A 25,823-nucleotide genomic window follows, 5' to 3' on the forward strand; every position below is an offset into this window, starting at 1 on the left:
AACCGCCCGCTCCACCAGAAAACGGCCGTCCACGACCTTCCCGTGCTCAACATGACCACCAGCCGTGACGAAGACCGTGCCGTCCTCCGACAAGAACGACCCGTCATCCCCGACACTCCCCCACACCGTGTGCCCGTCGAGCACACGCGAAGCCCCATCCGGCAGGAACCGCCCGTCGGGCGCCGTCAACCCATGCGCAACCTTCCCCTGCGCATCGACATACACCGTGCCGTCGTCGGAGAAGAACGAGCCGTCCGGCTGGTTCGTCCCGGACACTTGGTGGCCGTCGATGGTCCGCTGCGCGTGGGTGACCGCTTGTGCTCCAGGGTCTCCTGGCGTCGGTGTCGTCACGTCGCGGCTCCACTCTTCCTTCTCCAGGCTTCCCTTTCACCGTACGGAGCGCCGCGCGGCGACCGGAAGGCCCACTTCGGGCGAGCGGGGGCGTCCAGGAAAGGGGACATCGCCCTCCCACCAGCGGGCCGTGAGAATAAGGGTGGTCCGTAGTATGGCCGACCAATCTGCCTCCTGAGGCCGGGAGTTCGGGGCCTCGTACGTCCAACAGAGAGCGGGTGCACAGCCGGTGTCCTCAGAGTCGGGTCACGTCAAGCCGATCAAGTCCAAGCACCAGGCACACCCCTGGCAACCAACGGTGGACTCGTCGGACGGCACCCAGAGTGCGGCCGGCAAGGACTACACCGACGTCTACGGCGGCAAGGTCAACAGCGCGAGCGGCGATTCCGGCAAGGGCGACGGCCGGCACGAGAAGAGCGGCCGCGAGCCGATCCTCAAGATGGCCTACACGACCGCGCCCGACCTCGTCGCGCCCGCCGATTCGGGCGGGACCGGCCAGGCCGCCGCCATGGAGAGCGGCCGTTTCAGCATCCAACTGTTCGCGCTGCTCAGCGCCGAGCAGACCTGCCTCAACGCGACCTCCGCGATGGTCGCCGGCTACGGCACCCTGAAGACGGTGGTCGACAAGGCGGCCTCCGACGACAACTACTTCGGGCAGTTGACCGGGCACCCGGTGGCGAATCAGCCCGATGGTGGGGGCCGAGGCGGCTGGTACGGCGACAGCTGGGTGCCCGACGCCGCCAACGCGGAGTCGAAGGAGTTCGCCGCCACGATCATCCCGCAGATGAAGAACCTGCTGAACACCATCGGCAACGTCATCGAGGCGTGCGGCCAGTTCAACGCGCTGCTCAACAACGCCGGCCAGTCTTACGCCACCATGGACTCCAAAGCCGAGTTCAAGGACGCCTGAGCCCGCTGCTACCCCGCCTTCGCCACGCCGGAGGCGCCCGGAGCACCTGAAGCGCCGGGAACACCTGGAACGCCGGGCAGGTCCTCCGGCAGGAGCGTCACCAGGTCCTCCGTGGTCGGCGCGACCATGTCGACCACCCGCCGCGCGTGGTTCTCCGTCATCCGCTGGAAGGTCTGCCGGGCGGTGCGGCCGTTGCCGAAGCGGTCGTCGCGGACCAACGCCTCGAAGTGGCCGAGCAGCGCCTCGCGGGTGCCGTCGGGCAGCTCGTACTGGTGGTGGCCGGCCTGCCACTCGACGATCCGCACCAGCTCCGGATCGTCGTAGTCCTCGAACATCAGGGTGCGGGTGAACCGCGAGGCGAGGCCCGGGTTGACGTCGATGAAGCGCTCCATCTCGTCCGGGTAGCCGGCCACGATGACGACGATGTTGTCGCGGTGGTCCTCCATCAGTTTCACCAGCGTGGCGATGGCCTCCCGGCCGAAGTCCGCGCCCTGGCCGCCGGGGGTGAGCGCGTACGCCTCGTCGATGAACAGCACGCCGCCGAGGGCCTGCCGGAACACCGCGGTGGTCTTGGGCGCCGTGTGGCCGACGTACTCGCCGACCAGCGAACCGCGGTCCGCCTCGACCAGGTGCCCGCGGGAGAGCAGGCCGACCGCGGCGAGGATCCGGCCGTAGAGGCGGGCCACGGTCGTCTTGCCCGTACCGCTGTTCCCGGCGAAGACCAGGTGCCGGCTGAGCGGCGGGGACGCCAGGCCGGCCTCGGTGCGCTGCCGGACCATCTGCATCACCTTGACCATGGTGCTGACGTCCTGCTTCACCCCGTTCAGCCCGACCAGGCCCTCCAACTCCGCGAGCGCCAGCGCCAGTTCCTCCGCCTCGCCGTCCTTCCCGTCCTTGTCCCCCTTGGCGTCCGCGCCGCCGGTGGCCTCGGTGGCCCGCGCCCCGGGTCCGGCCGGCGCGCCCGCCGGGACCGGCATCGGCGCCCCAGGCCCGGCGGCACCGGCGCCTTCGTCGCCCTCCGCGCCTTCGGGAAACGCGCCCGTGCGGACGTCCCGCACTCGGCATCCGACGAACCGCGGGGCGGCGCCCTCGGCGCACTCCACCGCCTCCTCCGTGTCGTGGACGAGGCAGCCGCGCAGCAGCGGGGCCGCCCCCGCGCCCACGTACACGGCCGGGAAGCCGGCGTCGCTGATGTCGCAGGACTCGAAGCTGCCCCGGCCGCCGGCCGCGACGTACACGCCGTTCTTGGCGGTGCGGGTGACGGACAGCCCCCGCACCCGGGGCGCCGCGCCCTCCCGCACCACCATCCCGGTGCCGCGGGTGTCGGCCACGGAGCAGTCGACGAGCCACGGTTCGGCGCGCTCCCGGACGAAGACGCCGGCACCGCCGGTGTTGAGGATCCGGCAGTCGACGACGAGGGCCGCCGTCCCGGCGGCCACGTCGAGCCCGGTGCCGGAGCAGCCGTCGACGTGGCAGCCGTCGAGGAGCGGCCGGTGCCCGGTGGTGAGGCTGATCCCGGTGGCGGCCTTGGTGATCCGGCAGCGCCGGGCCACGAGGTCGGCCCCGTCGACGCACAGCCCGGCCAGGCCGACGTCCTCGATGACGGTGTCCTCGACGGTGACCACCGCGTCCCCGACGCCGTGCAGCCCGTGCTCCGGGGTGCCGCGCAGCTCGCAGCCGTGCAGCGCCAGCCGGCTGGTGCCGGCGGCGTGCACGGCGGTGTAGGCGGCCTCGTCGACGACGGTCGCGTGCAGCTCCAGCCGGGCCGTGTCCGCCGCGTACACGCCGTTGGCCCCGGCCCGGTGGACGGCGCCGTTGCGGACCTCGACGCGCGCGGCGCCGCCGGCCGCCAGGCCGGTGTCCTTGGTGTCGCTGATCGCCGTGGCCTCCAGCCGCAGCCGGGCATCGCCGGCGGCGACCACCCCGGCCGCGCCCGCCTGGCTGATCCGGCAGTCCACCAGCGAGGCCACGGCCTGCCCGGTCACGTGCACGCCGTCGGTGGCCGTGTCCGAGATGCGGCAGCCGCGCAGCACCACGCCGGACGCGCCGCCACCCGCGTCCCCGTCGGCGCCGCCCGCGGCCGCGCCGGCGGACTGCCCCGGTCGCGCACCGCCGTCGGCGGGGTCCGGGTCACGGCCGGAGGTGCCGGCCCGGCCGGTGACGAGGACCCCGGCGGCGGCGCTGTCGCTGATCCGGCAGTCGGTCAGCCGCGGCAGCGCGGTGCCGTCGACGGCGACGGCCGCGACCCCCGTGCGGCTCACCTCGCATCCCTCGGCGACGGCACGCGAGGACCCGGTGAAGCGCAGCCCGTGGCCGCCGGTCCCGGCCACAGTGACCTGCCGCAGGACGGGGGCGGCCCCGTGGTCGACGAAGACGCCCGCCGAGGCGATGTCGGTGATCTCGGTCCGCTCGACCACGGCGGCGCTGTCGCCGCCCAGGTGGAGGCCGACCTCGCCGGTGTGGTGCACCCGGCAGTCGCGCACCACGGGGCTCGCGGTGCCGGTGACGCGGAGCGGGCCGCCGGTGATCTCGCAGCCCTCGATCACGACGTCGCCGGCGGTGACGGACACCGCCGGCTCCCCGTTCGGGTGCTCGATCACCAGGTCGCGTACGGTACCGCCGCCCCCGTGCACGGTGAGGGCGGGGCCGTGGCCGCCGACCAGGCGCACCGTGCCCGCGCCCTTCTCCGCGACCAGGCTGACGCCGCGGTCCAGGACGACGCTCTCGGTGTACGTGCCGGGCTGGACGGAGACGACCGAGCCCGGCTCGGCGGCCCGCACCGCCGCCGTGACGGTACGGTGCCCGCCCCAGCCGCGCGGGCCCACCCGCAGCGTCTTCACCGCCGCCACCGGGGGCCGGTGCCGGGGAAGCGGCCGGCTCCGCCGGTGCTCATACGGCGTGGCAGGTGATGCGCACCTGCGCGGCGGCGACGTGGGCGTCCTTCGCCTCGCCGCTGTCGCGGGCACCGGCGTCGACCAGCTTGACCGTCACCACGCCGGTCCTGACCTTGAAGGGGCTGCCGGTGACCCATCGGCCGCGCTGGCCGACCTGGTCGACGCGGTAGCCACCGAGTGACGACCCGCTGGTGGCGTAACCGTCGTCGGTCTGAAAGTAGTAGTAGTACGCCGGGTCACCGCCCACCGCGGTCCGCGTGCCGTCCGGCACGTAGGTGGAAAGGGTGCAGGAGGCGCTGGTGTACGTGGCGCCGAAGTCGAACCGCCACAGCGCGAACCGGTCCTGGTCGTAGGAGACCGGCTGCCCGGAGACCGGCAGGGACAGGTAGCTTCCGGTGCAACTGCCGCCACTGTAGCCGCCCTTGGCCGATGTGGACCAGCCGGTCGTCTGGTCGCTGTTGGTGCCGGTGTAGTAGCCGTACGCCGTGAAGCCGCTCGTGGCGTCGGAGGCGCAGCCGGGGCCGGCCACCGCCGTCCAGTCCTTGCCGGCCTGCGGCGCGCCGGCCGCACGTGAGCTGGGCGTGGCCATGGGCTTGACGTCGCCCGGCGACGCCGCCACCCGACCGCCGCCCAACGCGCCCTTCAGGAGTGCCGCCAGGCCGACGGCGACCACCACCGCGAAGCCGATGGCAAGCACCCGGGCACCCGAATGGGCGGGCCGGGCGTCGGGCCGGACCGCACGGTCGAAGGCGGAAGAGAATCCCCGCCAGTCCTCATCATTCATACGCAGCCTGAACTCCTCACGAACTGATGCTTCCGCCCGGCCAGGAACGGCGGAAAACCCTCTTCCCCTACGCGTGCGGGTGACTTCACCCGGCCGCCTGGATCCGTTTCCGATGATCACGCGCCCGCACGAGACAAACGGACAATTCGCAACCGAATCCGCGCCAGTAACGTGTATTTCACCGGTGGGCCGGTGTTCGCCTTCTTCCGAAATCCCGTCGCCATGCGCGTGTTTGCCAGGCAACTACCTTTGCAGTCAGTATCGTTGACACGCCATACGGCGGCCGGACCACCCAATTCCGTGGTCTGCGCGATGAAGAGAGAACGATAGGAGCACTATGCCCCGGATATGGCGCGTCGCCATCGTCGAACAGCACGCCCTTGTGCGGCGGGGGTTGACGAGCCTGCTGTCCACGAGCCCCCGGACGCGCCTGGCCGCCTCCGTGGCCGAACCCGGCGAACTGGCCGTCGCGCTCGCCGAGGCCGCGCCCGCGGAGCCGCTCGGCCCCGCACCGCACCTGGACGTCATCGTGCTGGGCCGGGCCGCGCGGTCCGACGGGACGCACGACAAGGTCGTCGAGGAGGTGTGCGGACTCGGCCGGGTCCTGGTCGTCGCCGACTTCGCCGACGGCCGGCCGGTCGCCGCCGTGCTGCGGGCCGGCGCCCACGGATGCGTCAGCCGCCTGTCCGAGGAGGAGGACCTGCTCGGCGCCGTCGAGACAGTGGCGCGCGGCGGCATCCACGTCGACCCGGCGCTGGCCGGGCACTTCCACGCCGAACTGCGGCAGCCCCGGGCGGCCGCCCCGCCCGAGCTCGCCCGCCGCGAGGTGGAGACGCTGCGCTGGCTGGCCGCCGGCCTGACGCACCGCCAGATCGCTCGCCGCATGGAGCTGACCGAGGCCACCGTCAGCACCTACGTCAAGCGGATCAGGAACAAGCTGGGTGTCGGCAACAAGGCCGACCTGACCCGCAAGGCCTTCGAACTCGGGGTGCTTCCGGACCCGGAAGAGCAGCGATCGACCGCCGGACCGCGCCCCCGGGGCGTTCGCGATCCCGCCGCCGCCTGACCGGCCGTCCGGCCGCCGCGCCCGGCCGTGGAACACCCCGCTCACAGGCCCTGGCCGACGTCGAGGATCGACCCGAAGACGCCGAACGTGGCGACGGCCAGCGCGATTCCGCCCGCGCCCAGCAGCGACGCCGCGCTGGTCGGCCAGCCGCGCCGGGCCCGTTCCAGCGGACCCGCCCCGCGCATCAGGTTGCGGAACCCGTAGGCGAGCAGGCCCGCGGCGACCAGGCACGCCGCGCCGGGCGCCGTCCACCCGGTCCAGCCCAGCCGCCCGGCGCCGAGCACCAGCACCATGCACAGGCCGGCCGCGCCCGAGGCGCCCACCGGCACCACCTCGGCGGCCAGCCGCCCTCCCCCGGCGCGCAGCAGCAGCGCGACGCCCAGACACGCCGCCAGCCCCACCCCGTAGCGGGACGGGGAGGCCGCCAGGCCCACCAGCGCCGCGGCCGCCACCGCGGTGAGGAACCACGTCCACGCCACCAGCAGCGTGCGGGCCGCAGCGACCGCGACGGCCACCCGGTCCTCACCCTCGTCCTCCGGCCCTGCGCCCCGGCGGGCCGCCTGTCGCCGGAAGACGTGGCCCACGACGCCGCTGGCGGTCTGCGCGCTGAAGGTCAGCAGCAGGAACGCGCACACGGCGGCCACCGCCGCCGCCTGGGTGCCGTCGGCGCCCGCCAGGGCGAGCAGCGTGCCGGCTCCCGCGGCGGCCGCGGCGGCGATGAGGACCGTGCAGGTCACCACGCCGAACGCGGCCACGTACGCGATCAGCGCGCCGAGCAGGGCGCCCACGGCGAGCGCGCCGAGGGTGAACCCGCCGCGGGTCAGCGCCCCGCCGGGGCCTTCCGCGCCGGGAGACCACTCGGCCACCGCCGTCACCCGGGCGCCGAGCGCCAGCAGCGGCACCGCGGCGAACGCGAACGCCTCGCGCAGCCGCCACGGCAGCGGCCACCGCCGCTCGCTCGCCACCCATGCCAGCGCCGGCAGCACCAGCCCGGCCGTCACGGTGAGGTCGCCGACGACCCGGTGCGAGATCCGCCCGCAGAGCAGCGACACCACCAGCACGGCCAGCAACCAGCACATCCCGGCCGCAGCGACCGTCACCACCCGCGTGCGTGCGGTCCAGCCGCGTTCCAGCATCCCTTCGGCAACCTCGGCGACCCGCTCGGCCACGTCGTGGACCACGGGCTCGTCGAACTCGTGCGCCGTCATGTCGCGCAGGTACAGCACCTGGCCGTCCACGACGCCGGCTTGCACCAGGGAGCGTTCGGGGGCGATCGGTTCCTGGGCGGCGACGGCCAGCGACCACGCGGCCGGCATCACGTCGGCCTGCGGCTGCCCGCACATCTGGACCAGGGATTCGACGTAAGTGGTGATCGGCGCGTCGGCGGGTACGGCCAGGTCGACCTGGCGCCGCTCGCCGACGACGGTGATCCGGCAGTGCTCGTCCACGGGAGAATGTCCTTGGGGTTCCACGATGGGGCTCAGGCCATTGTCGAGTGGCGGACCGCGTGCCTCCCAGTACCCCGTTCTGGTGTCACCGTCAGCCCCGGTTCGGGGTCGTACCGGGGGACGGCGCCGGTCACACCTTGAGCTTGACCGCCTCGATCCACGCGTTGTTGGCGTAGGTGCCGGCGTAGGTGAAGGAGTACCCACTCCCGGGGTCGTCGCACGCCAGGTCGAGCCAGCCGTCGTCGCTCACGTAGCCGGACTGGCAGACGGTGCCGTCGCCACCGCCGACGTTGATGGTGAAGCCCCGCATGAACGGGGCGTCCTTCGCGGTGCTGCCGACGTAGTTGTCGACGCCGTCCGCGGCGATCGACCACGGGTCGGGGAAGTACTGGTCCTCGCCCTTCGGGTTGTGGACGTTGGCGCCGCCGGACGTGCCCTTGGTCCCGAACACGGCGATGTCGACGGCCCTGAGCGGCGCCCCGCCCACCGTGCCCGCCGTCTGGCCGTCGCACGCGGGGGCGGTCCAGCCCTTGGTCGCCGTGTAGACCCGGTAGCAGATGTGCCGCCCGCTCGGGTCCCCCGCGGCCAGTTGCTGTACGGCGGTCGCCGCGGTCCGCTCCGGCGCCTGGGTCTTCTTCGCCTCGGAACCAACGGTGGCGGGGACGTGCTGCTGCGCCGGCGGGGGCGGGGCGGTGCGCGCGCCGGTAGTGGCTTGCGGCGGTGGGGACGGCTTCTTCGTCACGCCCTTCCGGGGTGTGCGCGTCGCACTCGCCGCGGGCAGCGACGCCTGAACCGTCTGGCGGGGCGCGGCCGGGCTGGTGGCGGCGGTGTCGGCCCGTCCCTTGCTCCCGGACGACGTGTGGCCGTGGAGCTGGACGGCCAGCGCCGTACCGAGGCCGACCAGCAGCACGGCGACGGCGGCCAGGACGGCGGTCGTGGGCACGTTCCGGCGAGGCCGGAGCTCCCCCGGACCGTCGGCGGCAGGCGGCTCCTCCGGCTCGTCCGGGTCGGCACCCGACGGGCCCGTGACCGACGCGGCGGTACTCGACGCGGCGGTGCCCGACGCGGCGGACCACTGGCCGCGTCGCAGCGAACCGCGGCCCGGGCCGCTGCCGGAGGCCGGCGAGGGCGCCTCGCCGGAGTCCGGATCGGACGAGGATTCCCCGTCCGACCCGGGCATTTTCGGATCGCGCAGCTCCGGCTCCGCCGGGACGTCCCCCGACGGCCTTTCCGTTGTCCCACCCACGTGCCAACCCCTCCTCGAACGCGGTATTTTCCCGCGCGGGTCCATGAACTCCGTTCACCGCCGTACCGTATGCGCGCCGTCCATCGGATGCGTGTGCCCCTGGCCGGAACGGATAGCGAACCGATGGCGAACGGGCCGGAATGCGGGAAGAGTTGTACCCTACCGGCACGGCGGCCGGGCTCCGTGTCATTGCACCAGCCACCGGACTGTGAAGAAGAATTACCCCGCGAAAGTCCGGAACCGGCCTCCTGGTTCCGACGTCGTTGACACACTGGTGGCCACCGACGAGGAGGTCACGGAAAGCCGGCACACCGGCATGTCGCCAAACAGAACCTGGTGGTGAGCTATGACACTCCCGCTCCAGCCCACGCTGATCGAACCTCTGCCGACCTTCTACAAAAGCGTCAAACCGGACTCCACGGGCGGCGGTTCCACGACCGTCGGGGGCGTCCACTACACGGTCACCCCGGAGTACCTGGCCCAGGCGCGCACGGACACGATCAACACCGCTCAGCGCATCGAGCAACAGCTGGCACAGCTGAAGTCCTACGTGCAGCAGCTGGAGAGCGCCTGGGGCGGTGTGGCCCGGGAGACGTTCCTCGTCCTGATGCAGGACTACGACATCTACTCGCGGATGCTGCACGACGCCCTGACGGACATCGCCTCCGGCCTCCAGGGCACGTACGTCAACTACACCCAGTCCGAGGCGCAGAACATCAACAACCTCCGCGCCCTGGGCGAGGACCTTCCCGCACCGCCCAGCGGCACGAACTTCGACTAGAGGAGCTCAGGATGGCAGACCCGTCCTCCATCGCCGGTGCCCGGATCAGGGTCGACGACACCCTGAGTGTGGCCGGCGCCACCATCCACGGCATGGCCGCGACCATCGCCGAGGAGCTGGCCACCCTCAAGGGCCGCCTCGCCCCGCTCCAGGAGGAGTGGCTCCAGAGCACCGCCGCCACGTACTACCAGGACATGATGAACGAGTGGGACCTCGCCGCGAACGGGCTGTTCGGCCCGGACGGCGTCCTGGGCCGCATCGCCCACGCGATGGACGTCAACTGGGGCAACTACTCCGACGCCGAGTGGTCCAACGTCAGCACCTGGCAGCGCTGACGAGCCTGCTCACCGGCGGAGACCGCACCGACGTCACGCAGCTCCTGCCGCTGCCCGACGCGGTCCCGCCGGGTGCGCGGCCGGTCGCATCCCGGTAGCCCGGGCCTGGGCACGTACCGCTGGGTCGTGGAAGGAGCGGTCGCGCGGCCTCACATCCGGGATCTCAGCACGTCGACCTCGCAGCCCGGCGCGGTCGGGTCGAAGCCGTGCTCAGCCAGCCAGCGGATGACCAGCAGGCTTCGCAACGACCACCACCCGCGGATCACGTCGAGGTCGACGTCGGTGCCGTAGCCGGCGACGACGTCGGCGAGGTGCTCCTCGTGCCCGAGCGTCAAGGTGGCGAGGTCGAACAGGGCATCGCCCTGGCCCGCCTCGGACCAGTCGATAATGCCCGTGACCTCGTCGCCGTCGACGAACACGTGAGTGATCTGCAGGTCGCCGTGCGCGAACACCGGAGTCCACGGCCGGAGCGCGGCCTCGGCGACCTGGCGGTTGCGGGTGACCAGGTCGGCGGGCAGGACGCCGTTCGCCACGAGCCGCTCGCACTCGCCGTCGAGATCCGCCGCCAACTCGTCGAGGCCCCTTCCCCGGCCGGGCCAGGGCGGCAACGGCGCGTCGTGCATGGTCCGGACGGCGGCACCCGCCGCCGCCCACGCCGCCGGCGACGCGGTCGACGGCTCGCCGAGGCGGCCGAGCGCCGTCCCCGGGACCGCGGCGATCGCGAGCACGGGCGGCTTGCGCCACAGGACCTCCGGGGTCGGGACCGGCACCAGGGCCATCGCCTCGACCTCGACGTCGATGCGCGCCTGATCGGGGTCCACCTTCAGGAACACGTCGCCGACGCGCAGGGTCGCGCGCTCGGAATGGGCGACGACGACCTCGACCTCATCCATGGCGACCAGGATGCCGGGGATGACGGTCGACGTCGCCGGGTTTACCGCGTGCGAGTGCGCTGCCGGCCACGCCCCGGGTGTCGGGCGGCCGTATCGGCCCCGGTCCTCACCCGCAACGAGATCAACCTGAAGCGGATCGCCACGCACTGGCCGGACATACTCCCGGTGGCCGGATCGCTCATCACGAACCAGGTCCGGGCCTACGACCTGCTGCGGATGTTCGGCCGCGAGGGCCGCCCCACCCCGCTGGCGGGGCCGCGTTCGCCGAGGACGGGCGGATCGACAAGACCATGCACCTGCTCGCCCCGGTCGACGACACCTACCGCCGACTGATGAACCGGCAGCTGACCGTGCAGGAGTCCGTCGCCGCCTGGCCCTGCGATCTGCACGGCGGCCGGGGCGCTCAAGGACCGGCACATCACCTTCCTGGGCCGTTATCTGTTCAACATCCAGGACAGCGGCCCCGACCGCGGCCTACGCCCTTTCCGCGATTCCGAGACCATCGAGGGCGACGAGGAGTGACGGCCAACGCACCAGGCTCGTTGTGCGCATCCGCAGCGAGAGGGGCATCCACTGGGGGTGGACGCCCTCTCGAAACCGCGGCGTGACCGGCCCTGCCGGACCTGTGCGGTCACAGCACTAGCGGGTCTCGCTGGGAACCCGGGCGAGCAGGGCGCGGGTCTCTGCGACGACTCGGTCGCTGAACTCGGGGTCACGCACCTGGGCGGAGCCGAGCATGGACTTGCCGTTCACCCACCCTCCCCGGGTGGTGCCGGAACTGGTCGCCACCGACCCGTCACAGGTCTTCTCCTGGGACATCACCAAGGTCGCAATGCCCAGTTCAAGACCACGAAGTACATGGCGGACTTCCCGGAAAGGTTCGACTCGCTGGCCCATGCCCGCGAGTGGTTCGAGGCGTTCGTCGCCTACTACAACCACGAGCACCGTCACTCCGGCATCGCCTGGCACACCCCCGCCAGCATCCATTTCGGCACCGCCGACGAGGTCCGCGACCAGCGGGCCGCCACCCTCGCTCAGGCATACGCACACCACCCCGTGCCCGAGCGCCCATCGGGCCACTGACATGCACGGATGAGATTATCGGCACCCGCAGGCGCCGACCGGGTCGAGCGCGCGCTGGACGTCACGGCGCAGGGCTCAGGTGCCGTTGGGGCCAAAGCCTGCGACGGCGAGCCGGAAGGCGCGGTCCGCCTGCATCGCCGGGTCGGTGTAATTCTCCGTGGCGAGGGCGATTCCGACGATCAGTGTGAGCAGATCGTCGATGGTGATATCCGCCCGGACAACCTGGTCGTCAATGGCCCTGCGGAGCAGCAAGGCGCCGGCCGCACCGATGACTGCCGCACAGGAGTCCTCGGTGGCCTCGTCCTGCAGGGGTTGGTAGGAGAGGGCGTCTGCCAGACCACGTGCGGCGAGCGAGTAGGCGAGCAGTTCACGCAGCCATTCCACCAACGCGAAGCGGCTGTCGTGGTCGCCACAGAGTGCATGAGCGCGATCGCACAGGCCATGGACGCGCTGTTTGAAGACGGCTTCGAGCAGGGCTTTGCGGGTGGGGAAGTGCCGCCGCACGGTGGCTGATCCGACGCCTGCGATGCGGGCGATCTGCTCCAGGGATGCCTGGGCTCCTCGGGTCGCCACCTCGGCCTCGGCTACGGCGAGGATGTGCGTGTAGTTGCGGCGGGCGTCCGAGCGCTGACCGGTCATGATCTCCCCCGTTGATAAGTGGCGGCCCCCGCCGTATCGTAGCGCCCACGAAACGGCGGGCCACGCCGTTTGTGCTGTGCGTGACTGTTGAGGGGATGCACTCATGACCACCGCCTCAGAACCGGTTCTCGTCGCCGGTGCCACTGGCCGCCAAGGCGGCGCAGCCGCCCGCGCCCTGCTCGCACAGGGAACACCGGTGCGCGCCCTGGTGCGCGATCCGAGTACGCCGCGCGCACAGGTCATCGAAGAACTCGGCGCCGGCCTGTTCGTGGGGGACCTCACCGAACCCGCGACCCTTGCGGCGGCCATGGACGGCGTGCGGGCCGTCTTCTCCGTGCAGATGCCCGCGTACACCGAGCAGGGGTTCGACTTCACCGGCGAGGTCAGCCAGGCGGACAACCTCATGACCGCTGCGCGAGCCGCCGGCGTGGAGCAGTTCATCCAGTCCTCCACTAGCGGCGTGGGACAGCACGTCGAGGCTCCGGGCTGGGCCGAAGGGCAGTGGGCAGTGATGGAAGCCCCGCTCGGTGCAAAGGCTGCGATCCAGGACCGGCTGCGCGAATTCGACTTTCCGTACTGGACGTTGCTGAAGCCGTCGTTCTTCATGGAGAACTTCGAGCCGTCCATGCGGTTCTACTTCCCCCGCGGCGTCGAAGGGGGTCTGGTCACCGTCGTCAAACCGAACACGCACCTGCCGCTCGTAGCAGCCAAGGACGTGGGCCGCGCCGCAGCAGCCGCCCTGTCCGCCCCCGCTGAGTTCCACCGAGTGGAACTGGAACTCACCAGCGATTACCTGACCATGACCGAAATCGCCGAGGTCCTCTCCCGCGCCCTGGGTGTCCCGCTGACGGCCCCGGACATGACCGAGGAACAGGCCCGCGCCGCCGGCATGGGAGACATGGGTGCCACGCACGAGTTCATGGAGGTGGTCGGCCAGCCGGCCCGACCGCAGTTCGCTCGTGCGCTGGGCCTCGACCTGACCAGCTTCGAGGAGTGGGCGCACGAACACCTGCGGACTGCCGCCTGAGCCGGCGTTCCCGGCCGAAAGGGACGTGCACGGGCAGCCCCCGCACCGGCCCCCGCGTCCGCACGACGTCAGGGTCCGGCCGGACCAGATCGCCCATCTGGACGTACGCCGACGAGCGCGGCTCGGCAGCACCCTCCATGAGCACCAACATGCGCCCTGACCACCATGAATGAGGTATTCGGCACCCGCAGCCGGACGGCCCTACCGCATGCGCGGGACGCGGGCCGGCCGGTGAAGACGGCATGTCCCACGGTCCGTTCGGCGCCGGACCGGCCGGTCCGGTGTCCCCCGAAGGAGCTATCTGATCTGTCAACCCTGGGGTGCAGCGCTCCACCCACGGTCTCTTGTTGACTCACTGCCTGTCAGCACAGCAACCGGCGGTTCGGTCACCGATCCGTAGGAGGGCAACACACCGTGGGAAGCAGACGCAGTTACGTCACGTCAGGTTCGCCGCGGGGGCACCGGTTTGCCGCGGCCCTGGTGGTGTCGGCAATGGCCGGAACCGGGCTCGGCGCATGCGGCGGGAACGCCAAGGACACGCTCCGGTCCCCGGCCACCGCGCAGACCGCGGCCGCCACGCCGACCCCGGACAGCGCCGCGATCACCTGGGGCAAGTGCCCCACGCCGGCCGAGGGGGAGAACCGCAACCCTGCCATGACCTGCGGGACGCTGAAGGTCCCGCTGAACTACAACGACCCCGACGGCAAGACAATCGACGTGGCGGTGTCCCGGCTGGCCACCTCCAACCCCGGGAAGCGACACGGCAACTTGCTGCTGAACCCCGGCGGACCGGCCCTGGGCGGTCTCGATATGCCCACGACCATGGCGTCCGCTCTGCCGAAGTCCGTACTGGACAGCTACGACCTGATCGGCTTCGACCCGCGCGGCGTCGAGCACAGCACGCCACAAAGCTGCGGCCTGAGCGACCCCAGCGTGGCCGGACTCTTTCCGTATCCCGCCGCGGACGGCTCGATCACCAAGAACGCCACCCTCGCCAAGGCCGACGCCGAGAAGTGCGCCGACACGGCAGGGGACGACCTGCGGTACTTCACCACCGCCAACACCGCTCGCGACATGGATCGTATCCGCAAGGCACTCGGCGAGCAGAAGATCTCCTACTGGGGCCAGTCCTACGGCACCTACCTCGGCGCCGTCTACAGGTCGCTGTTCCCAAGCCGAACCGATCGGATGATCCTGGAAGGCAACGTCGACCCCACCAAGGTGTGGGAGGACGAGGTGGCGGACACCTGGGGCAAGGGCATGGCCGACCGGTTCCCCAATGCGGCCGCCGTCGCCGCGGCTCAAAACAGCACCCTCAAGCTGGGTAGCAGCGTGAAGCAGGTGACCCAGGCCTACCTCACCCTGGCCGACCGGCTCGACCGCAAGCCCGCGGCCCTACCCGGCACGTCGCTGTCCTTGGACGGCGCGCTGCTGCGGAACATCACCTACGGCATGCTGCTGCACAACGAGACCATTCCGGCGTTGATCCAGTTCTGGAAGGGCGCCGCCGACCTGACCGGCGGCAGCCTCACGACCGCCGACAGCGCGGTCCTCAAGCAGGTCTTCGCCAACACCCCGACAACGCCGGGCGTGACCGCGGACAACCAGGCCACCATCTTCCTCGCTCTCACCTGCGGCGACGCCGAATGGCCGCACGACGTCGCCGGCTACGCCACCCGCACCGCCGCCGACCGCAAGGCCTATCCCCTCACGGCCGGAATGCCCAGCAACATCTGGGTGTGCGCCTACTGGAAGAAGCCGGCGGAATCACCCGTCACCGTGGCCGACACCGGTTCGCGCAACACCCTCGTCCTCCAGAACCGCCGGGACAACGCTACGCCGTGGGAGGGCGCCGTCGGGCTGCACAAGGTCCTCGCCAACAGCTCCGTCCTGGTCGGCGTCGACAACGGCGGGCACTACGTCTACAACGAGGGCTCGCCCTGCGCCGACAAGGCCACCGTGGACTTCCTGACCACCGGCAGGCTGCCGGCCAAGGACGTCTACTGCACCGACGTCAAGAAGAAGTGACCGCATCCCGCGGCCTCCCACTCCGGAGGACCGCCGTCTGCCGCCCGGTCGCGCGCCGTCACCGCCGCAGCGGCGCGCCGACTCCACGAACTCGGAAAGATACCTGGCGATCTCCACCTCGGCCTGCTCCAACTCCCTCTCAGCATCATCTGCTTGCGACAACTTCGAAGGTCACTCTGAAAACGGTAAGCCGCGAGAACGCCACGGACCCACCTCTTCCGGAGATTGTGACCAACGTCCTCCCTGTGAACCACATGCACGCGAGGACGTCTTATCACCGGATTCCCTTCGAGAAGCGACAGCTGAGCGCGGCGACCATGACCGCGCTTCCACGGGCAACAACGGGAATGGATACTCATGAAACTGACAGTCAAATCCGCGGTGGTAGCCGCAGCCATCGCCTCCACCGTCGTACTGGCAGCTCCGGGAACCGCGTCGGCTGACCCCAAAGACGCCTGTATGGGAGGTAGAATCTGCCTCTTTGACGGCCACAACAACGACGGGGAGATGCTGCAGCTCGATCCGGTGGACACCCCCAACATCGGTTGGGCGTGGAACGATCGGGCCAGCTCGGTGTGGAACCTCAGCGGCGGTCAAGTCTGCATCTGGACCGATGCCGACTACTACGGCTACTACTTCAGCATCCCGGCGGGCGCAAAGCAGGAACTTCTGTTCCTCTACGACAACGCGGTGTCCTCCATCTCGGTCAGTGGCTGCGGAGGCTGAGCCGGCTGGTTGACCGAACCCGCCGTCCACCCGCGCTTCGTGGGAGGACGGGCGGGCCGGATATAGAGCCTGCCATGGTGTGGGGCACTCGGGGGGCGGCGGAGGGCGGCTGGTGCCAGTGCGGGCAGTAAGTCCGAACGCCGGCTGGCACTGACAGGCTGCTGCCCCCTTCCCCGGGCACCCGTGTACCGGGGAAAGGCTGAGATCGCCGCAACTACCGCTCGTGGTAGCGGCTCGCGTCCGCGTAGACGATGCGCCCGAGTTCCTTGCCCAGATAGAGCCTGGGCTCTCCGGGCGGAAGGACCGGGGCCACCGTCTCGAAAACGCGGCGCAGCGCATCGCCCGTGTAGTCGTCGAGGTGCTCGGTGGCCTGCAGCCACACCGAACCGGTGGGCAGCTCCCGCACTTCGTGGAAGGCGCCGCTGACGCGCAGCGCGTCTGGGCCGCCGAGCCGACCGGCGAGCTCCGGTGCACACACCGTCACCCACGGGTACCCGCGCAGCACCTCGCGGCTCTGCGCGACTCCCACAAGAGGGTCACGCCCTAGGGCTTCCTCGAGCATCGTCGGGCCGTTCGGACGCCCGTCGTCCCCGAGACCGCCGAAGGTGACGGGTACGTCCTGCACCATTTCCCACATGAGCCGTCGGGCATCCTCGTCGGTCACCCGAGCGATCCGATTCCGCGGGCCATGGGGGAAGTTCCCGAACTCGCATCCCAGCCGGACCAACGGGTTGTCTTCACTGACGGTTCGAACCGTGATATCAGCACGGTCCCCCTGCCTCGGATAGCCCTCCGAATCCAGTTCGATCATGTGCATCTCGACTCCTGCCGGGAACTTGGCGAACCCTTTCAGGAACGTCTCCCAGCCGCGCGTGGACCAGGCCCGCCGACTCGTCACTCGTCCCCGCGCACTGGCCAGGCGCACCAATTCCGCCCACATGCTGCCGGGTTCTCCCCACGGCGCATCCCCGACCCCAGGCCGCGAACGCGGCAGGGAGACCTGGCCGTCGACCAGTCCCGCAATCACGTCGGCGAATAGCATTCCTGCAGCTGTTTCGAACCACCGCCTCGCCAGGGACGGCAGTTCATCGGGTCCCACGCTGCCGTTGAGCTCGATACTCGTCATCGGCGCCTCCAACCTCTCGCACGCCTGCGGGGCGCGGCATCTCACCGCGCCCCGCAGGGTGCTCCCTCAAACAGATCCTGTAAAACTACCTCACGCCGTTCACGGCATGATGGGGACCACTATCGGGCCGGGAAGCCCGGGGAGCTTGAATGGATTGTCCTCGGGGTTCGGCATCTTGATGTTCTCGTGCAACCAGTCCCTGAACTTGTCCATATTGGATTCGGGCTGTTCCTGGGGCTGTTCCTGCGGCTGCGGCACGGGTGCCGGTTTGGGTTGGGGTGTGGGGGTTCGCCGGTAGAGCACGATTCCGGTGGGCGGCGGCGAGATATGAGGTGCTGAGAAGATCAGATCGATACCGGCGGTGCGCCCGACTGGGACGGGGCCGATGGGCGGAAGATCCCATCCGAGCCGAGCGCTGTCTCCACGCGCCGTCATGGTGGTGATGTACAGGTCGATCTGGTCGTACGCCTCCTTCTCCGACGCCTCGGCCTTCACCTCCCACACGTACACATTGCCGTCCTTGGCGTGCAGCAAGATGTCCGGGTATCCGCAGACTTTGTCGTTCCCTTCGTTCTTCAGGCTGGCGCCCTTGACGCAGTTGAACATCTGCCGGGTGGTGAACGTCCCGCCGCCGGCCGCGTCGAATTCCGGCGTCCTCTTGATGTTCGCGATGGTCGCGATGATCGCGGCCTTGTGTTCGGCGTTGTAGTCGAGCATCTGCTGGACGAATGCCTGCTTGGCCATCTTGCTGGCCCACCGGCTCATCGCGGCAGCGAACTGCTTCATGCACTCGGCGTAGCAGTCGTCCGGGCGGTGGCCGTCGAGTTCGATGTTGGTGGTGGGGTTGCCGCCACCGAACGCGTAGCGGTTGCCCGTGAGAGGGCTGGTGGCGAGGTTCATGTCGGAGAGGGCGCCGTCGTACATGTCCCGGGTGGTGAAGCGGTTCAAGCCGGGGTCGTAGGTGCGGAAGCCCATGTCGTAGGTGCCGGAGGTCTGGTCCCAGCGTTTGGCGTTGAACCGGTAGGCGTTGTAGGGCTCCTGGGTGGGATCGCTGACGGATGGCTTGTCGATACCGGTGAATTCGGAGGTGTCGTTGTTGCCGTAGGCGGTGTAGCCGTAGGTGGCCTTGGTGTTGCCCGTGTCGTCGGTCAGGGTCTCGACGTCGGAGTGGCTGTCGTACCCGTAGTAAGCGTCGGAGGTGGTGCCGTCGGTGTTGTGGGTGACCTGGGAGAGGCGTTCGCCCCAGGGGCTGTACTGGTACGACTTCGTTAGCTGGCCGGCGACTTGTTCGTCGAGTACCTGTGTCGACAAGCCGAGGTAGGCGTAGTCGGTGGTCTTGCCGTTCGTCGTCTCGGAGGTGGTGCGGTCGAGGGGGTCGAACCTATAGGTCGTGGTGGTGCTGGTGCCGCCGCTGCCGAGCTTGGTGTTCTTCACGACGTGGTCGAAACCGTCATAGGTGTCGCGCTCGATGACGGTGTCTGCGGAGGTGACGGTGTCCAGGCGTCCGTACGGGTCGTAGTTGTAGGCGGCGCCGGTGCCGCTGGTGGTGGAGGACAGCAGGCGGTTGCGGTCGTAGGTGAATCCGGTGGTCTTTCCGCCGACCGTCTGCGAGATCACGTTGGCGTTGTCGTCGTGAACGTACTTCTCGGTTTGCGCGCCGTTGCCGGTCTTGACGGTTTGTGAGAGGCGGTCGGCGGGGTCGTAGGTGTAGTCGGTGGTGGAGTTCAGGTACGCGGCGTGGGTGTCGGCGTTCTGCTTGCTGGCAACGTCCTCGGCCTTGTTTCCGTTCGGGTCCCAGCTCAGGGTGTGGCCGTCGACGAGGGTGCCGGCGGAGGTCTTCTCGGTCTGGGTGTGGACCTCGCCGGAGGGCCAGTAGGTGTAGTCGACGGTGTTGCCGTTGGCCTTGGTCTGCTGCAGTTGCTGGCCGCGCGCGGTGTACGTGTAGGAGGTGGTCTTCGGGCTGCTGTCCGTCACGGAGTCCGCGATATTGACCGACTGTACGAGTTCGCGCAGGTCGTAGGTGTAGGTGGAGTACTGGCCGGGATGGTCGACGGTGGCGGGCTGTCCGTCGGGGTCGTAGGTGTACGAGGTGTGGGTCTTCTCCGCACCGGACAGGGATTCCGTGACCTTGGCCGCCTGGTTCAGGCCGTTGTAGGCGATGCTGTAGCTGTCGGCCTCGGCGCCCGGCGACGCGTCGCCGATGCCGGTGAGGTTGCCGTTCGGATCGTAGGTGTAGGTGAACGCGGTCTTCTCGTTGTCGGTGTCCGCGGTGTTGTCTCGGACCAGCTTGACCGCGTCGGCGCTTACGGTGCCACCGGCGTTCTGGGCCAGCGAGATCGATGACGCGTTGCCCTGCTTGAAGGCGGCGGTTCCCAGCGAGACCCAGGTTCCGGTATTCGCGGTCTGGTCGACGGTCTTGGTCGTCGTGGTGCCGTCGTCGTGGTGAACGCTGTACACGGCGGCGGTGGACGCTCCCGTGGCCTTCGGGTACCGGGCGTACATCGTGTACGTGCCGTCCTGCGGAACGTTCAGGTTCCACGTGAAGGCGTCCGTGCCGGTGCCGGCTGCGTGCGCGCGGTAGTCGTAGCCCTGCTCCGTGGTGGGATCACCGGTGGTCGCGGTGGTCCAGGTGCCCGTGGCCGCGGTGTTCTGGGTATCGGAGTTGTCGGCCAGGACGACCTGCAGGCCGACCGGCACACCGTCGTCCGTGCGCGACGCCAGCTGCCCGTCCGGGTAGTAGCTCCAGCCCATGGTGCGGCTGGAGGAGCCCCCGGCGGCGGTGAGGGTCCGGCTCGTCTGCTGACCCGACTCGTTGTAGTCGTACGCGGTGATGATGTTCCACGGGTCGGTCGACGTCCTGGTCTGGCCGTCGTCCCAGTAGGTGTACGTGGTGTCGTTGCGGACCGTCTGGCCGTCGGAGGGAGGCGCAGAGACCTTGGAGACTCGTCCCGCGTCATCGTACGAGGAGTAGCTGGACACCGGCGTGTTGTACTTCGCGTCGTTCGGGTCGTAGGGCTGAATGCTCTGCTTGACCCGGTTCAGCTCGTCGTAGACAGACTGGGTGGTGAACGCGGTGGTCGCGCCCGCCGCGTTGGCCCGCGGCGAGATGACCTTGGTGGTGTTGCCGACCTGGTCGTACTCGTATGACGTAGTCCGATAGGAGGGCGTGCCTGCGGCGCCCTGGTACGGGGTCTGCTCGCTTGCCACCTTCCCGCGCTCGTCGTAGGTCACGAGTGCTTCGTTGCCGTCCGCGTCGGTGGCGCCGACCTGGAGTCCGTCCTTGTCGTACCGGATCTTCGAGGTCTTTCCGGCCGCGTCCGTGGTCTGGGTCGCGCGGTGGTCGAGGTCGTGGTCGGTCTTGGTCGCGTAGTCCCCGCTGTCGGCGGTGGCGTTCTTGGCCGGGTCGAGGAGGTACACGGTGTTGCCGACGTCGTCGTACTGATAACTGAGCTTGTCGCCTGCCGCGTTGACGACGTCGGTCAGTTCGCCGATGGCGTCGTAGGTGTTGGTGGTGACGTAGTCCGACAGGTCCGAAGTGGTCAGGACGCCCTTCGGCTCGGTGGTGGTTTTGAGTTCGCCGATCCGGTCGTACGTGTAGGCGGTGACCCGGTCAGGGTCTGCCGTGTGCTCCTTCGGCGCGGTCGCGGAGGTGACCTGGTCCGCACTGTCGTAGACGGCCGTGCTGACAGCGCCGTTGGGAGCGGTCACCTGGACGACGTTGTCGTTGGCGTCGTAGACCGGTGCGGGGGTGGTGATGTAGATCCCGTTCGCCTGGTCCTTGGGCACCTTGTTCACCAGCGGCCGGCCGTAGACGTCGTAGGTCTGGGTCGTGGTGTGGGCGAGCTGGTCGGTGACCGAGAGAACCTGGCCGAGGGTGTCGTAGGCCGTGGTGACCGGTTTGTTGTAGGGGGCGGGGCCGGTGGTGGTCCTCGGGTAGCCGTTGGGGTCGAAGTCGGTGTAGGTGGTGGTGTGCTGGTTGGCGTCGGTGGCGGTCTTCAGCTGCCCGTACTGGTCGTAGGTGTAGCTGGTGGTGTAGTCCCCGGCGGTCGCGGTGGAGACGCCCTTGGGGTCGGTGACCGTGGTGAGGTTGCCGAAGGTGTCGTAGCCGAAGAGTGACTGGCGGCCTTCGGGTGAGGTTTTGGTGTGCAGGTCGGCGCTGTAGCCGTCGAGGCGGGTCTGGTAGGTGTAGACGGTCGCGGGCCAGCCGTTCTTGACCGCTTCGGCGTCCTGGGTGGTGAGGGGGTAGCCGGTCTTGGGGTCGTAGGTCCACTTGGTGGTGGCGCCGTTGTCCTCGACCAGTTGCGTGACGTTGTTGTCCGCGTCCCAGGCCAGCTTGGTGACCTGGTTCTTGGCGTTGGTGGTCTGCACCGGGCGGGCGAAGTCGTCCGTCACGCTCGTCGTCGCGTGCTGCTCGGCGTCAGTGACGGTGGTGTCGGTGAACCCACTGTTGGACGCATCGGCCGCGTAGGTGAAGGACGTGCCGGTGGTGAGCCGGTCCGTGATGGTCTTGGCCCACCAGTGGTACTTCGGGTCGTCTCCGGTCTTGGGCGCGTAGTAGTCCAGGTGGGTGGCATGGGTGCGCGGGTCGTTGATCGTGACGAGCTTGACGTTCTTGGTGCCCTGCGTGGCGTCGTAGGTGAAGCCGAACACCTTCGGCTGGGAGGAGCCGGCGCCGTCGGTGAGCTGCGCCATCAGGCCTTGCGTGGTGTACAGGAACGTCACCTTGCGCGCTGGGTTGGTGCCGTCGCCGAGGGCGGTCATCGACGCGAGGTGGTCGATGATCTTCGGGTTGGTCAGGTTGGTGCCGGACTGCACCTGGCCGCTGGCGTCGACGTAGGAGTACGCGTCACCCTTGTTGTAGTAGGTCAGGGTGAGGGTCTGCCGGCCGGTCGGGTCGGTGATGTACTGCAGGAACTTGACCGGCTTGTTGTTGGACTTGCGCGTGGCGTAGGTGAAGGTCTCGGTGTTGCCGTTCTTGTCGACGATCGACGTGGTGTAGCCGTCGCAGTCGTAGAAGAAGCGGGTGCCGTCCGGGCCGGTCATCGACCAGGCGTTCGGCGTGTTGTCCTTGTCGGGGGTGCAGTTGGCCGCGTTGTCGCCCTTGAGCAGGTAGTGGACGCCTGCCGGGGCTTTGAAGGTGCCGTCGGCCTGCTTGGTGAAGACCGAGGAGGTGCCGTCTCCGTCGGTCAGGGTGACCGTCGTCGGGTTGGGGTTGGGGTGGAAGTCCAGTGCGGCCCCGAGGCGTACGGGTGCGGAGGCCTGGGCCGACCAGCCGGGGCCCATCACGGTGTCGGAGGTGTCCAGCGAGTTGTACGCGAACCGCACGAACGTGCCCAGTCCCCGGCCGGGGTTGGTGAACGCGTTGTAGGACCACACCGCGTTACCCGAGGCCAGGTTGTCCATCACGGTGGACCCGGCGCCGGTGTTCTTGCCCGCGTAGGAGTAGAACTTCTCCAGGCCGATCCGGTCGGAGGTCGGGTCCTCGATCGTCTCGGCCTGGGTGAGTCCCGGGACGCCGCCGGCGGAGTTCCATGTGCTGGTGGTCTTGTTGTAGGCGTCCCAGGTCAGGGTGTACGCGGTCCGGGCGTTGGTGGGGTTGCCGGAGTCGGCGTTGGTCGGTGCCTTGACCTGCGCGTGGATTGTGGCGGTCTCGCCGGGTGAGAGGTCCTGTGGCAGCGCGGTCTGGATCTGGTTGCCGCCATTGGTGACGTCCGTCCCGTCCGGCAGCGTCCACCGGTAGGACAGCACCTCACTCGCCGCCGACCAGGTGGTATTCGTGGTGTTGGTGACGGTGACGTCGACGTTGTAGGCCGTGGCCGGCGTCATCCGCGCCGGGGTTGTCGCCGCGTAGTACGTCGAGTCCGTCGTCGCGTCGACGTAGGTGACGTCGAGTTGCGGCCGCAGTTGCGGCTCGGAGGTCTCGGAGGACGCGAAGACCGTGCGTTCCTGCGCTCCCGTGGTGGTCGACTCGTTGGCGACCTTCAGCAGCAGGCCGTGGTTGGAGGTCGGTGTGGTGATCCAGCCCTGGGTCAGGGACGTGGCGTCCCACCAGTGCCGGACCGGGTCGTTGGTGATGGACGCCACGGTGTCCGAGACCGTGCCGGAGAAGTCACCGCCCGCGGTGGTCCAGGCGGTGGTGGAGGTGGCGTTGTTCCAGGTGGCGGTGGCTTCGTCGAAGTCCCGGTTCAGCCCGTGCAGTTCGTAGACCGCTTTGCCGCCACCGGTGTTGGTGGTGATCGTCGACCACGCCTGGAACTGCGCGCTGATGACGCGTGCGGTCGAAGGAAGTGAGGTGGTGGGGAACTTCAGCACCGCGCGGGTCGGACCGAAGGTGGTGGAGTTGTTGCCGACGGCCAGCCACTTCTGGTTCACGCCGTCGGAGGAGATGGTGTCGTGTGCGGTGGTGGGCTGGGCGGAGGACAGCGTGGTGTCGGTCTGCCCGGCCTGGATGATCTGCGTGGTCTGCCCGGCCTTCGGCAACTCCGCCAACTGCACGGGGCTGCCGATGACCTGCCCGCCCTTGGTCTTCACCGCGACCTCGTAGTACACGGCGTGGAACGGGTCGGTCGCATCGGCAGGGGTCGGTATCGCGGTGGTGTCCGTGAACGACGTGGTCCCCGAGGCAACGGGGGCGATCAGGGTCGCGGCCGAAGGTGTGAAGCCCTGGAACACCGACCGGTGCACCTGGTACTCCGCCAGGTCGTTCGCCGAGTTGCCCGTGGTGTTGGTGTACGCAGGCCACGACAGCTCCGCACCCGTCGCGTGGATCACGGTGGGCGAATTGAGCGTCACGCCCGGAGTGCCGTAGGTGATCGTCAGCTTGGGGTAGGTGGCGGTCTCGCCGCCGTACCCGAACTCCGAGGCCTCGTACCACGGGCCGCCCTGCCCCAGCGTCGCCTCGTCGGCCGCCTGGAGGACGAAGCCGTAGTTCGCAGCCGTGCCGTTGACCCACTTCTGCACCGTGTCGGTGACCGCGAAGTTGTGCCACTGGTCGTAGGAGCCGGCCGCCTTCGTCAGCGTCGTGCCCGGCTCCACTAGCCGCACCGCGTCCGCGATCACCGACGTGGACGCCGACGCCGGACCGTCACCGAGGACGACCTTGCCCGCGGTGCCGGCCGCGAACGGCAGCGCAGTGCCGTTGTTCAGCGACCGCCACACACCGCCCGTACCCGCGGACTGGTCGACCGTCCCGCTGTACGTTCCGCCGTTGTACGTCACCGTGTACGGCGCGTTCGCCGCCCGGTCCGAGGCCGGAATCGAGTGCACATCCACCCGGTACGAACCGGCGGCGGGTACGGTCGGCTGCCAGGTGTACGTATCCCCGGCCACCGCGTCCTTGTTGTACGCGTAGTCGCCGTTGATCCCGTACTGCGTGTACGCGGTGTTCGTGGAATACGGCCACGAGCCCTTCGCTGCCGTGCCCGCATCTCCGTCGTCCAACTGGACTGTGGTGCCGGACAGTTCGCCTGACAGGGCGCTGGTGCTGTTCCACGTCGCGCTCGTGGCGTCCCACGACGTCGTGGCCCGGTGCGCCTCGATCACCACGCTGTTCGCGTTCGAGGTGTGCACCTGGTTGTAGTACACGCCCAACTGAGCCGACGTGATCTTCGTACCCGACGGGATCCCCGTCACCGGGAACCTCACCAGCGACCGCAGTTTGCCCGTCGCCGTGGTGCCGACCCCCAGCTGCCACGTGCCGTCGAGGTTCGTCGTCGGCTGCGTGGAGTCCACCATCACGTCCTGCGACGTCGACGGAGTGGGCGCCAGCACGATCGTCGGGTCCACCGACACGGGGAACCGCCGCCCCGGGGCCGACAGCCACGTGCTGTCCGGAGTCAGCCGGATCTGCCAGCCGGCCCCGTGCCGCACCAGCTTCTGCTGCACCGCGCCGTGGGTCAGGTCGCGCACCGCGCTGTCGGTGTTCGCCGGCGCCTGGAACATCACCGCGGCCGGGATCACCATCCGCGGCAGGCCCCGCTCGTCCCCGCCGTACAGCGCGATCGACCCGTCCGCCCGCTGCTTCGGCGTCAGGCCCTGCGTATCCAGGTCGAACGTGAACGACACCGGCCCGGCCGGCTTGCCGGCCAGGACCAGGTTCTCCTTCACCGCCCCGCGACCCACCGTGTACGTCGCGTCCACACCCGGCAGCACACCCGAGTACGTGACCGCATCGCCCTTCGCCGACGGCTTCACCCCCGCCGCCGCACCCTCCAACCGCAGCGACACCGCATGCGAGGCATCCGCCTCGAACCGCACCAACTGGCCGCCAGTGCCACCGAAGTACGCGGCTGCCAGGTTCGAGGTGTTCGCCAGCCGGAAGTCCTTCCGCGCCGACGCGACCACGCTCGTGTCGATCGCCTTCCACCCGCTGCCGGACTCGTACGACTCCGGCACCACCGACACCTCGGCCTGCGTCGTACCGTCCGACATCTGCCAGAACCGCGCCGACGACGTCCGCCGCCCCGCCAACTCCCGCACCCGATGCG

Annotated in this window: 17 protein-coding genes and 1 pseudogene; 9 read left to right on the forward strand and 9 right to left on the reverse strand. The window is 69.7% G+C overall.

Going from position 1 to position 25,823, the window contains the following annotated elements:
* A partial coding sequence (locus NFU81_RS18690) for a hypothetical protein (RefSeq protein ID WP_251491365.1) occupies positions 1-351 on the reverse strand: 351 nt, incomplete at its 3' end.
* Positions 352-580: 229 nt separating this feature from the next.
* Here NFU81_RS18690 and NFU81_RS18695 point away from each other — a divergent pair.
* The gene (locus tag NFU81_RS18695) at positions 581-1,261 is read left to right on the forward strand and encodes a hypothetical protein (protein WP_251491367.1); all 681 of its coding nucleotides are present in this window, start codon (positions 581-583) and stop codon (positions 1,259-1,261) included.
* Between the two features lie 8 nt (positions 1,262-1,269).
* On the opposite strand, the gene NFU81_RS18700 is transcribed toward NFU81_RS18695, so the two are convergent.
* Positions 1,270-4,110 (reverse strand): right-handed parallel beta-helix repeat-containing protein, encoded by a 2,841-nt coding sequence (locus NFU81_RS18700; RefSeq protein WP_251491370.1) that lies wholly within the window; start codon positions 4,108-4,110, stop codon positions 1,270-1,272.
* 40 nt (positions 4,111-4,150) lie between these two features.
* Positions 4,151-4,939: a hypothetical protein gene (locus NFU81_RS18705; RefSeq protein WP_251491373.1), complete on the reverse strand. Its 789-nt coding sequence runs from the start codon at positions 4,937-4,939 to the stop codon at positions 4,151-4,153.
* Between the two features lie 337 nt (positions 4,940-5,276).
* On the opposite strand from NFU81_RS18705, the gene NFU81_RS18710 reads away from it, so the two are divergent.
* Positions 5,277-6,005, forward strand: coding sequence for a LuxR C-terminal-related transcriptional regulator (locus NFU81_RS18710; protein ID WP_251491375.1), 729 nt, complete (start codon positions 5,277-5,279; stop codon positions 6,003-6,005).
* Between the two features lie 41 nt (positions 6,006-6,046).
* Here NFU81_RS18710 and NFU81_RS18715 read toward each other — a convergent pair whose 3' ends face one another.
* On the reverse strand, positions 6,047-7,453 hold the full coding sequence (locus NFU81_RS18715) for an EsaB/YukD family protein (protein ID WP_251491379.1): 1,407 nt from the start codon (positions 7,451-7,453) through the stop codon (positions 6,047-6,049).
* A gap of 130 nt (positions 7,454-7,583) precedes the next feature.
* The gene (locus tag NFU81_RS18720) at positions 7,584-8,633 is read right to left on the reverse strand and encodes a hypothetical protein (RefSeq protein WP_251491382.1); all 1,050 of its coding nucleotides are present in this window, start codon (positions 8,631-8,633) and stop codon (positions 7,584-7,586) included.
* Positions 8,634-9,045: 412 nt separating this feature from the next.
* Between NFU81_RS18720 and NFU81_RS18725 the strand changes: the two genes are divergently transcribed.
* Both NFU81_RS18725 and NFU81_RS18730 read left to right on the forward strand, forming a co-directional pair.
* Positions 9,046-9,480: a WXG100 family type VII secretion target gene (locus NFU81_RS18725; RefSeq protein WP_251491384.1), complete on the forward strand. Its 435-nt coding sequence runs from the start codon at positions 9,046-9,048 to the stop codon at positions 9,478-9,480.
* Between the two features lie 11 nt (positions 9,481-9,491).
* Entirely contained in the window at positions 9,492-9,815 is a 324-nt protein-coding gene (locus NFU81_RS18730; protein WP_251491387.1) for a WXG100 family type VII secretion target, read from the forward strand.
* A gap of 149 nt (positions 9,816-9,964) precedes the next feature.
* Here the strand turns inward: NFU81_RS18730 and NFU81_RS18735 are convergent, their stop codons facing one another.
* Complete coding sequence (locus tag NFU81_RS18735) at positions 9,965-10,708, reverse strand: phosphotransferase family protein (protein ID WP_251491390.1); 744 nt, start codon at positions 10,706-10,708, stop codon at positions 9,965-9,967.
* A 105-nt stretch (positions 10,709-10,813) separates the two neighbouring features.
* Between NFU81_RS18735 and NFU81_RS18740 the strand changes: the two are divergent.
* Positions 10,814-11,109, forward strand: a pseudogene (locus NFU81_RS18740) (Tn3 family transposase); the annotation flags it as partial.
* A gap of 409 nt (positions 11,110-11,518) precedes the next feature.
* Positions 11,519-11,791 carry an integrase core domain-containing protein gene (locus NFU81_RS18745; protein ID WP_274038183.1) on the forward strand — a complete coding sequence of 91 codons (273 nt, stop codon included), beginning with the start codon at positions 11,519-11,521 and terminating at the stop codon, positions 11,789-11,791.
* Positions 11,792-11,866: 75 nt separating this feature from the next.
* Here the strand turns inward: NFU81_RS18745 and NFU81_RS18750 are convergent, their stop codons facing one another.
* On the reverse strand, positions 11,867-12,430 hold the full coding sequence (locus NFU81_RS18750) for a TetR/AcrR family transcriptional regulator (RefSeq protein ID WP_251491396.1): 564 nt from the start codon (positions 12,428-12,430) through the stop codon (positions 11,867-11,869).
* A 103-nt stretch (positions 12,431-12,533) separates the two neighbouring features.
* Here NFU81_RS18750 and NFU81_RS18755 point away from each other — a divergent pair, with 103 nt between their 5' ends.
* The 3 genes from NFU81_RS18755 (at position 12,534) to NFU81_RS18765 (ending at position 16,211) form a co-directional block, all read left to right on the forward strand.
* Positions 12,534-13,457 (forward strand): NmrA family NAD(P)-binding protein, encoded by a 924-nt coding sequence (locus NFU81_RS18755; RefSeq protein WP_251491399.1) that lies wholly within the window; start codon positions 12,534-12,536, stop codon positions 13,455-13,457.
* Positions 13,458-13,949: 492 nt separating this feature from the next.
* Positions 13,950-15,485 carry an alpha/beta hydrolase gene (locus NFU81_RS18760; protein WP_251491401.1) on the forward strand — a complete coding sequence of 512 codons (1,536 nt, stop codon included), beginning with the start codon at positions 13,950-13,952 and terminating at the stop codon, positions 15,483-15,485.
* Positions 15,486-15,842: 357 nt separating this feature from the next.
* On the forward strand, positions 15,843-16,211 hold the full coding sequence (locus tag NFU81_RS18765) for a peptidase inhibitor family I36 protein (protein ID WP_251491404.1): 369 nt from the start codon (positions 15,843-15,845) through the stop codon (positions 16,209-16,211).
* A 214-nt stretch (positions 16,212-16,425) separates the two neighbouring features.
* On the opposite strand, the gene NFU81_RS18770 is transcribed toward NFU81_RS18765, so the two are convergent.
* Together NFU81_RS18770 and NFU81_RS18775 are read right to left on the reverse strand one after the other, a co-directional pair.
* The gene (locus NFU81_RS18770) at positions 16,426-17,337 is read right to left on the reverse strand and encodes a hypothetical protein (protein ID WP_251491407.1); all 912 of its coding nucleotides are present in this window, start codon (positions 17,335-17,337) and stop codon (positions 16,426-16,428) included.
* 99 nt (positions 17,338-17,436) lie between these two features.
* Positions 17,437-25,767, reverse strand: a complete 8,331-nt coding sequence (locus tag NFU81_RS18775; RefSeq protein WP_251491410.1) for a golvesin C-terminal-like domain-containing protein — start codon at positions 25,765-25,767, stop codon at positions 17,437-17,439.
* Positions 25,768-25,823: the final 56 nt, after the last annotated feature.

The sequence above is a fragment of the Actinacidiphila cocklensis genome, from assembly GCF_907177275.1.
GTDB classification, from domain to species: domain Bacteria; phylum Actinomycetota; class Actinomycetes; order Streptomycetales; family Streptomycetaceae; genus Actinacidiphila; species Actinacidiphila cocklensis.

Excerpts from the sequence above, each read along its gene's own strand:
- NFU81_RS18705 (WP_251491373.1), bottom strand. The coding sequence starts at position 4,939 with ATGAATGATGAGGACTGGCGGGGATTCTCTTCCGCCTTCGACCGTGCG.
- NFU81_RS18710 (WP_251491375.1), top strand. The coding sequence starts at position 5,277 with ATGCCCCGGATATGGCGCGTCGCCATCGTCGAACAGCACGCCCTTGTG.
- NFU81_RS18720 (WP_251491382.1), bottom strand. The coding sequence starts at position 8,633 with ATGCCCGGGTCGGACGGGGAATCCTCGTCCGATCCGGACTCCGGCGAG.
- NFU81_RS18725 (WP_251491384.1), top strand. The coding sequence starts at position 9,046 with ATGACACTCCCGCTCCAGCCCACGCTGATCGAACCTCTGCCGACCTTC.
- NFU81_RS18730 (WP_251491387.1), top strand. The coding sequence starts at position 9,492 with ATGGCAGACCCGTCCTCCATCGCCGGTGCCCGGATCAGGGTCGACGAC.
- NFU81_RS18735 (WP_251491390.1), bottom strand. The coding sequence starts at position 10,708 with ATGGATGAGGTCGAGGTCGTCGTCGCCCATTCCGAGCGCGCGACCCTG.
- NFU81_RS18750 (WP_251491396.1), bottom strand. The coding sequence starts at position 12,430 with ATGACCGGTCAGCGCTCGGACGCCCGCCGCAACTACACGCACATCCTC.
- NFU81_RS18755 (WP_251491399.1), top strand. The coding sequence starts at position 12,534 with ATGACCACCGCCTCAGAACCGGTTCTCGTCGCCGGTGCCACTGGCCGC.
- NFU81_RS18760 (WP_251491401.1), top strand. The coding sequence starts at position 13,950 with ATGGCCGGAACCGGGCTCGGCGCATGCGGCGGGAACGCCAAGGACACG.
- NFU81_RS18765 (WP_251491404.1), top strand. The coding sequence starts at position 15,843 with ATGAAACTGACAGTCAAATCCGCGGTGGTAGCCGCAGCCATCGCCTCC.
- NFU81_RS18770 (WP_251491407.1), bottom strand. The coding sequence starts at position 17,337 with ATGACGAGTATCGAGCTCAACGGCAGCGTGGGACCCGATGAACTGCCG.
- NFU81_RS18775 (WP_251491410.1), bottom strand. The coding sequence starts at position 25,767 with ATGTCGGACGGTACGACGCAGGCCGAGGTGTCGGTGGTGCCGGAGTCG.